This is a genomic window from Pseudomonas sp. 18.1.10, from assembly GCF_024655625.1.
Classification (GTDB): domain Bacteria; phylum Pseudomonadota; class Gammaproteobacteria; order Pseudomonadales; family Pseudomonadaceae; genus Aquipseudomonas.
Window position 1 is genome coordinate 20,411 of the sequence record NZ_JANLGL010000074.1, and the last position, 6,835, is coordinate 27,245.

Genomic DNA, 6,835 nt, shown 5'->3' on the forward strand with positions numbered 1-6,835 from the left:
TCCACACGGACGTAGAGGTGGCTGATGGCGTTTTCCATACAGCAGCGCGGTAATGTGTTCCTGGTGCTGGCGGTGTGCCTGCTGGTGCTGGGGGTTTGTGCCCCGTTCAGTGGGCACGACCTGCAACGCACGCTGCAGATTGCCCTGGCGCTGGGCGCGCTGTTGTATGGGCTGTCGGCCCCCAACGCGACGTGGGTGGACCGGCCCACCGCGCTCGGCCTGGGGCTGGTGATCGCCCTGGGCCTGCTGTCTTCGGCCCTGGCCCACCGGTCGCTCTGGGCGTTCACCGAGGTGGCGTTGTTGATTAGCTGTGGCGTGATCGCGCTGGCGTTCGCCACACTTCGTCGCCATGGCGGCGAGCGTCTGGACCGCGTCCTGCTGCTGGTGGTCGTGCTGCTGTGCCTGACCAAGTCGATCCAATACCTGCATGCGGTGATGCTGGCATTCAGCAGTAGCCAGCGCGTGCTGGACCTCGATCTGTTGCTGTCGGGTTTTTCCAACAAGCGTTTCTACGGTCAATTCCAGACCTTCACCCTGCCGTTGCTGGCATTGCCGCTGTTGATGCCCAAACTCCCTCGCGCCTTGCGCAGTGGTGTGTTTGCCTTGCTGTGTGTGTGGTGGTTGATCGCTATCAGCGGGGGCACCCGGGGCACATGGCTCGGTATGGCCGCGGCGGGTATCTCGCTGGGGGCGATGGGGCCCTTGGGGCGACGTTGGTTGGCCTGGCAACTGGCAGCGGTGAGTGTTGGCCTGTTGCTGTACGGGCTATTGTTCACGGTGCTGGCGGGCTATTTGGGTATCGAAACCTCCAGCGATGCCGGTGATCGCCTCACCACGTCACTGTCGGGGCGTGCCGAGATCTGGTGGCAGGCCTGGCATATGGTCGTTGAACGCCCGTGGTTGGGGTTCGGGCCGATGCAGTTTGCCGACATCCCCAACGATGTGGCGACCCATCCTCACCAAGCAATCCTGCAATGGGCCAGTGAGTGGGGCGTGCCTTCGACGATTTGCGTCGCAGCATTGGCCTGGCGCGGCGGTTGGGCCACTGTCTGCGTGCTGCGTGAGCGCGCGTTATCGGCGCAGCGTTCGGACGTGCTGCGCCTGTGCCTGTTTGCCGCATTGGTCGGTGGGCTGACGCAGTCCATGGTCGATGGCGTGATAGTGATGCCCGTTTCCCAGCAATGGTTGGCGTTGGTGGTGGGTTGGCTGATGGCGCTGCACAGCTGGGCGGTGGCGCCAACGGCCTTGCCGGCAGCGGTCAGTCACCTGTGGAAACTGTTGAGTGTGTTGGCCGTTGGTCTGCTGATCGTTGTTGCCGTTCGTGATGTGCCTCACATCAAAGACGCCCAGCAACGTTATGTCGGCGACACCCACAAGCGCCTCCAGCCGCGCTTCTGGGCCCAGGGGGTGATTGCGCTGCCAGGCTCGTGAGTTGCCGGACACCCGATGCGGTGCTAGCTTTAGCCCACCGCCCGTGTAGCTCAGTTGGTAGAGCAGCGCACTCGTAACGCGAAGGTCGCAGGTTCGATTCCTGTCTCGGGCAAAAAGGCAGCACTGTTTTCAGATGATCCCAGAATGGTTCTGAAGGCCAGACGAGTCGGTATTCACGCCCGCTCTTTTGTATCTGCGCAACCTTGATGACCCAGATGCATCCCCATTCCTCGATCTAAGAGAACGACATGACCACGACTGAAATGACCCAGGAAGTTCGGCACGCAGAAGCCCTCAAGAAATACCTCGAAGGCACGCCGCAGCTTAAAGAAGAGATCAAGGACCTGAGCGCTGACGATCAGCGGGACCAGATCCAGTGGGCATTCGAGGATGAGGCCGAGAGCCAGGGCTTGCAGCCTTGGGAGCTAACCCTCAAGTACACCTCGACAGCGGACGAGTTCGACACCGCACGGCTGGCCTTGCACAAGGAGGCGGCTGAAGTGCTGGGTGTTGAGTGGGAAGAGTATTGCGAGATGAATAATCTGGTGGTTTGAGTGCCTGCGGTGGAGGGGGCTAGTTGTGGCGAGGGAGCAAGCTCCCTCGCCACAGCCAGCTCGCCTCTCCCTAGCAACGCCTCAGAGACTGAGGCGCATCGACAAATCCACCGCCTTCACATCCTTGGTCATCGCGCCGATGGAGATGTAGTCCACGCCGGTTTCCGCGATGGGCAGCAGCGTGCTTTCATTGATCCCGCCGCTGGCTTCCAGCTTGGCCTTGCCCGCATTCAGGCGAACCGCTTCACGCATATCGTCCAGGCTCAGTTCGTCGAGCATGATGATGTCGGCGCCCGCCGCCAGCGCTTCACGCAATTCCTCCAGGCTTTCCACTTCGATTTCTACCGGCTTGCCCGGCGCGATCTTGTGGGCGGCCGCAATGGCCTGGGCAATGCCACCGCAGGCGGCAATATGGTTTTCCTTGATTAGGAAGGCGTCATACAAACCGATGCGGTGGTTGTGACAGCCACCGCAGGTGACCGCATATTTCTGCGCCAGGCGCAGGCCCGGCAGTGTCTTGCGGGTGTCCAGCAGCTTGACCTGGGTGCTGGCGACAAAGTCCGCCAGGAACCGGGCGCGTGTTGCCACGCCAGACAGCAGTTGCAGGAAATTCAGCGCGCTGCGCTCGCCACTGAGCAGTGAGCGGGCCGGCCCTTCGAGGTGGAACAGCGCCTGGTTGGGGCTGACACGTTCACCGTCGGCCACCTGCCAATGCACGGCGACCCGTGGGTCCAACTGGCGGAATACCGCATCCACCCAGGCAGTGCCGGCAATCACCGCCGCATCGCGGGTAATGATCGTGGCCTTGGCCAGCCGCTCGGCGGGGATCAATTGCGCGGTGATATCGCCGCTGCCGATGTCTTCGAGCAGCGCGCGGCGCACGTTGGCTTCGATTTCGGCGGTGAGGTCGGCAAGACGGAGATTCGGCATAACAGGCTCCACAAACAAAGTGCCTGGATTATAGGGGCAGTGTGCGTTCGAACCCATAACCCACCGCTCAATTACAGCCGAATGACAGAGTTTGCTGGCGCAACTACCCCCATTTGCAAGATAATCTCGCGCCTTGCAATTGGCGTCATAGCTTTGACGTCCTGGTGATGACTGGAATCGCGCAGCGCCCGCGCCATCATTCCCCAACAGACACCGCCGTATCAGGAGGCCAGGATGCACAATGACGGAAAGGTGGTGCCAATCAACAAGGCACAGGCCATGCCATCGCCGCTCGCGCGCTTGCCGGTGGTGTTGCTGCAGGTCCGTGACAAGGCCGCGCAGCAGTTGCAGCAAGGTCTGCAGGAGCTGTTCGATAACGCCGACGACACCCTCTTCGAAATGGCCGACAAGGCGCGCAACAACCTCGATCACCATATTTTCTTTGAAGCCATGCGCGACCTGCGCCTCAAGCGCAAGAATTTCGAGCGCGTGTTCATGGAACAGCTGTTCGCCGCCTTCGCCAACCTGGGCCTGGCGGGGCCGGGTGAGCGGCAATTGGTGCCGGTGGTGTCCTACGATGCGGTGCCGGGCACATCCCGCGATGAGTTGGAAAAAGCCGTGGCGCTGGAGGCCATGCTGGGGCGGGTGCGACACCGCGACGGCCTGGCCCTGGGGCAATTGACCGCGCGCTTGAGTGCCGTGCTGGTCAAGGGCCTGGACGAGCGCGAGAACCCGTTGGGGCCGGCGCTGTTGTGCGAGTTTTTCCTGCGGGCCGGGCGCAGCCTGGGGGTGGAAATCCGCGTCAAGCTAATCATGCTCAAGCTGTTTGAGAAGTACGTGCTCAGCGACGCCGACCAACTGTATGGCGAAGCCAACCAACTGTTGGTCGCCACCGGCGTGTTGCCCGAACTCAAGGCGGCGCCCTCGCGGCGTCCCGGCGGGCGGGCGGCTCGTGAACACTTGCGTAAAGACACCATGCCGGCCACCGATGCGCCGCTGGACGAAAACGGCCAGCAAGCGTTTGCCGCCTTGCAGGAACGGCTCAAGGTCGTGCGTGGCAGCGTGGCGCCCACCCTGGAAGCCAGCGCCGAACTGCAGCCGATCGCAACGCGCGACCTGCTGCGGCTGCTGTCCCACTTGCAGCAGTACGTGCCCACGCCAGACACCGAGGACGATGTCGACCTGCGCAACCAGCTTGGCCAGTTGCTGACCCGGGTCAGCGTCAAGAGCGGCAAATCCCGGGTGGTGGAGGTTGCGGACGAAGATGTGATCAACCTGATGGCCATGCTGTTCGAGTTCATCCGCAAGGACCGCAACTTGCCGGACGCGCTGCGGGCGTTGATCGCCCGGTTACAGATTCCGTTGCTGAAAGTCGCGGTGCTGGACAAGAGTTTTTTCAGTCGCCCCAGCCACCCGGTGCGGCGGCTGCTCAATGAAGTCGGCTGTGCTGCCGCGCAGTGGAGCCCTCGGGAAGATTATCAGCGCGACACCCTGTACCTGCGTATCGAGCAGGTCGTGCAGCGTCTGCTGAATGAATTTGTCGAAGATCCGGCGATTTTTTCCCAGTTGCTCGCCGAGTTCACGGCTTTTATTGCCGATGAGCAGCGCCGCAGCGCACTGGTCGAGCAGCACACCCGTGACGCCGAGCAGGTGCGCGTGCTCAACGACGCAGCCCGCCAACGTGTTGCCCAGGTGTTGAATCAACGGCTGCTGGGCAAGGCATTGCCGCCCGCCGTGGTGCAGTTTGTCCAACAGGCGTGGAGCCAGGTGCTGTTGCTGGCCAGTCTCAAGTATGGCGAGCAGTCAGTGCAGTGGCAGTCGGCGCTGCGCACCCTGGATGAGCTGATCTGGAGCGTGGGCCTGCAAAGCGACACCGAGGCCGGGCGGCATCTGCTGGAACGCCTGCCGGGCCTGCTCAAAGCCTTGCGCGACGGCTTGACCAGCGCCGCGTTCGACCCGTTCAGCACCCGTGAATTTTTTGTGCGCTTGCAGGTGTTGCACGTGCAGCCGCTCACGGGCGTCGAAGTGTTGAGCGTTGTCCGTGAGCCTTTCACCTTCGACGCCGAGGTGCCCGACACCGCCCAGGACTTGCCGGGCGACGACCCCGACCTGATCGATGTCCTGCGGCTGCGCATCGGTGACTGGGTCGAGTTCCAGCCAGGCGGTGACGCTGCACTGCGCTGCAAGTTGACGGCAATTGTGGCGCCGGCCAATCGGTACATTTTCATCAGCCACACCGGCCTCAAGGTGCTGGAGCAAAACCTCGGCCAATTGGCCCAGGCCTTCAAGCGTGACACCCTGCGCAGGCTTGACGACGGGCTGCTGTTCGACCGGGCGCTGGCCGCAGTGCTGGGCAACCTGCGTCAACTCAATCGCGGCAAACCATCGCAACCACAGGGCTGAACGCGGCATACTGGTCACACTTTGCCACGCTCAAGGACCCTGTATGCAGTTGGACCCCCTCAGCGGTTGGTGCAAGGGCATCCGTCATTGCCCTTCGCCCAACTTCAACGAGCGCCCCGCCGGCGAAATCTCGCTGTTGGTGGTGCATAACATCAGCCTGCCACCGGCGCAGTTTGCCACCGGCAAGGTGCAGGAATTTTTCCAGAACCGCCTGGATGTCACGGAACACCCTTACTTTGAAGGGATCGCCGACCTACGCGTGTCTGCGCATTTTCTGATTGAACGCGACGGCGCCGTGACGCAGTTTGTGTCCTGCATCGACCGGGCCTGGCATGCCGGGGTCTCGTGTTTCGAGGGGCGTGAGACGTGCAATGACTTTTCCCTGGGGGTCGAGCTGGAAGGCACCGATGATTTGCCGTTCACCGACGCCCAATACATCGCGCTGATCGACCTGACCCGGCAATTGCTGGCGGCCTACCCCGGTATTACCCACCAGCGTATTTGTGGTCACAGCGATATCGCCCCGGGGCGCAAGACCGACCCCGGCCCGGCTTTTGATTGGACGCGCTTTCGCGGCGCCCTGCAGGATGGAGGACATGCACGATGAGTTTCCTGATGTTGGTGCTGGCAGTGTGGATCGAGAAATTCTCGGCCTTGCGCCAGCGGTTGCAGCGCGACGGTGGATGGCTGCGCGAGCTGGCCAAGCTGGAAGCGAGCCCGCGCATGGGCAAGCAGCCCTGGCTGATCCTGGTGCTGCTGGTGTTGCTGCCCGTGGCATTGCTGGCGCTGTTGCTGCTGGTGCTGGAACCCGTGGCCTACGGCCTGCTGGCCCTGCCGGTGCACCTGTTGGTGGTGATCTACAGCCTGGGGCGCGGCGATCTATTGGCCGGGCTCGGGCCGTTTCGTGACGCCTGGCGGCGTGGCGACCTGCAAGCCGCCGAGCACGTAGCCGAGCGCGACCTGAAGCTGGGCGCCGACAGTGGCGAACAACTGCTCGAACGCGTCCAGGGGCATCTGCTGTGGCAGGCGTACCAGAGCTTTTTTGCGGTGATCTTCTGGTATTTCCTGCTGGGTCCGGTTGCCGCATTGGCGTATCGCCTGCTGGCATTGGCTAGCGAGCACAGCCAGAACCCCCTGGTCGCCGAACGCGCCGGGCAACTGCGCCATGCGTTTGACTGGCTGCCGGTGCGCTTGCTGGCGGCCAGCTTTGCCCTGGTGGGCAACTTCGTCGCGGTCAGCCGCGTGATGCTCCACGAACTGCTGAGCTGGGACATCAGCGCCGCTCAGTTGGTGGAGAAAGTCGGCCTGGTCGCCGCCGAAATTCCGCCACCGGTGGTAGGCGCCGACGGCATCACCAGCCTCGACCGGCTGTGGGAACTGCTGCTGCGCGCGGCGGTGCTGTGGTATGCCGGCTTTGCGATCTGGACCGTACTGCCGTAATCAAGCGAACGCGGTAAAAAATGTGGGAGCGGGCTTGCTCGCGAAAGCGGTGGGTCAGTCGATGAATAAGTTGACTG

The 6,835-nt window shown here is 62.7% G+C and carries 6 protein-coding genes and 1 tRNA gene; 6 read left to right on the plus strand and 1 reads right to left on the minus strand.

Features of this window, described 5'->3' with window-relative positions; all coding sequences use genetic code 11:
• Positions 1 to 24 precede the first annotated feature (24 nt).
• The 3 genes from NUV89_RS14780 to NUV89_RS14790 all read left to right on the plus strand — a co-directional run bounded on the left by NUV89_RS14780 (position 25) and on the right by NUV89_RS14790 (position 1,985).
• On the plus strand, positions 25 to 1,431 hold the full coding sequence (locus NUV89_RS14780; RefSeq protein WP_257781896.1) for an O-antigen ligase: 1,407 nt from the start codon (positions 25 to 27) through the stop codon (positions 1,429 to 1,431).
• A 39-nt stretch (positions 1,432 to 1,470) separates the two neighbouring features.
• Positions 1,471 to 1,543 (plus strand) — tRNA-Thr (locus NUV89_RS14785).
• A gap of 136 nt (positions 1,544 to 1,679) precedes the next feature.
• Entirely contained in the window at positions 1,680 to 1,985 is a 306-nt protein-coding gene (locus tag NUV89_RS14790; RefSeq protein WP_017737933.1) for a DUF6388 family protein, read from the plus strand.
• 81 nt (positions 1,986 to 2,066) lie between these two features.
• Here NUV89_RS14790 and nadC read toward each other — a convergent pair whose 3' ends face one another.
• Positions 2,067 to 2,915: a carboxylating nicotinate-nucleotide diphosphorylase gene (gene nadC, locus NUV89_RS14795; RefSeq protein WP_257781897.1), complete on the minus strand. Its 849-nt coding sequence runs from the start codon at positions 2,913 to 2,915 to the stop codon at positions 2,067 to 2,069.
• 234 nt (positions 2,916 to 3,149) lie between these two features.
• On the opposite strand from nadC, the gene NUV89_RS14800 reads away from it, so the two are divergent.
• Genes NUV89_RS14800 through ampE form a run of 3 tightly spaced genes read left to right on the plus strand, consistent with a single transcriptional unit; the run spans position 3,150 to position 6,758 of the window.
• Positions 3,150 to 5,318: a DUF1631 domain-containing protein gene (locus tag NUV89_RS14800; protein ID WP_257781898.1), complete on the plus strand. Its 2,169-nt coding sequence runs from the start codon at positions 3,150 to 3,152 to the stop codon at positions 5,316 to 5,318.
• 43 nt (positions 5,319 to 5,361) lie between these two features.
• Positions 5,362 to 5,925, plus strand: a complete 564-nt coding sequence (ampD, locus tag NUV89_RS14805) for a 1,6-anhydro-N-acetylmuramyl-L-alanine amidase AmpD (protein WP_257781899.1) — start codon at positions 5,362 to 5,364, stop codon at positions 5,923 to 5,925.
• Complete coding sequence (ampE, locus tag NUV89_RS14810; protein WP_257781900.1) at positions 5,922 to 6,758, plus strand: regulatory signaling modulator protein AmpE; 837 nt, start codon at positions 5,922 to 5,924, stop codon at positions 6,756 to 6,758. The genes ampD and ampE overlap by 4 nt, the downstream gene beginning before the upstream one ends.
• Positions 6,759 to 6,835 lie beyond the last annotated feature (77 nt).

Coding starts and splice junctions, on each gene's coding strand:
- NUV89_RS14780 (WP_257781896.1), top strand. CDS start 25: ATGGCGTTTTCCATACAGCAGCGCGGTAATGTGTTCCTGGTGCTGGCG.
- NUV89_RS14790 (WP_017737933.1), top strand. CDS start 1,680: ATGACCACGACTGAAATGACCCAGGAAGTTCGGCACGCAGAAGCCCTC.
- nadC (WP_257781897.1), bottom strand. CDS start 2,915: ATGCCGAATCTCCGTCTTGCCGACCTCACCGCCGAAATCGAAGCCAAC.
- NUV89_RS14800 (WP_257781898.1), top strand. CDS start 3,150: ATGCACAATGACGGAAAGGTGGTGCCAATCAACAAGGCACAGGCCATG.
- ampD (WP_257781899.1), top strand. CDS start 5,362: ATGCAGTTGGACCCCCTCAGCGGTTGGTGCAAGGGCATCCGTCATTGC.
- ampE (WP_257781900.1), top strand. CDS start 5,922: ATGAGTTTCCTGATGTTGGTGCTGGCAGTGTGGATCGAGAAATTCTCG.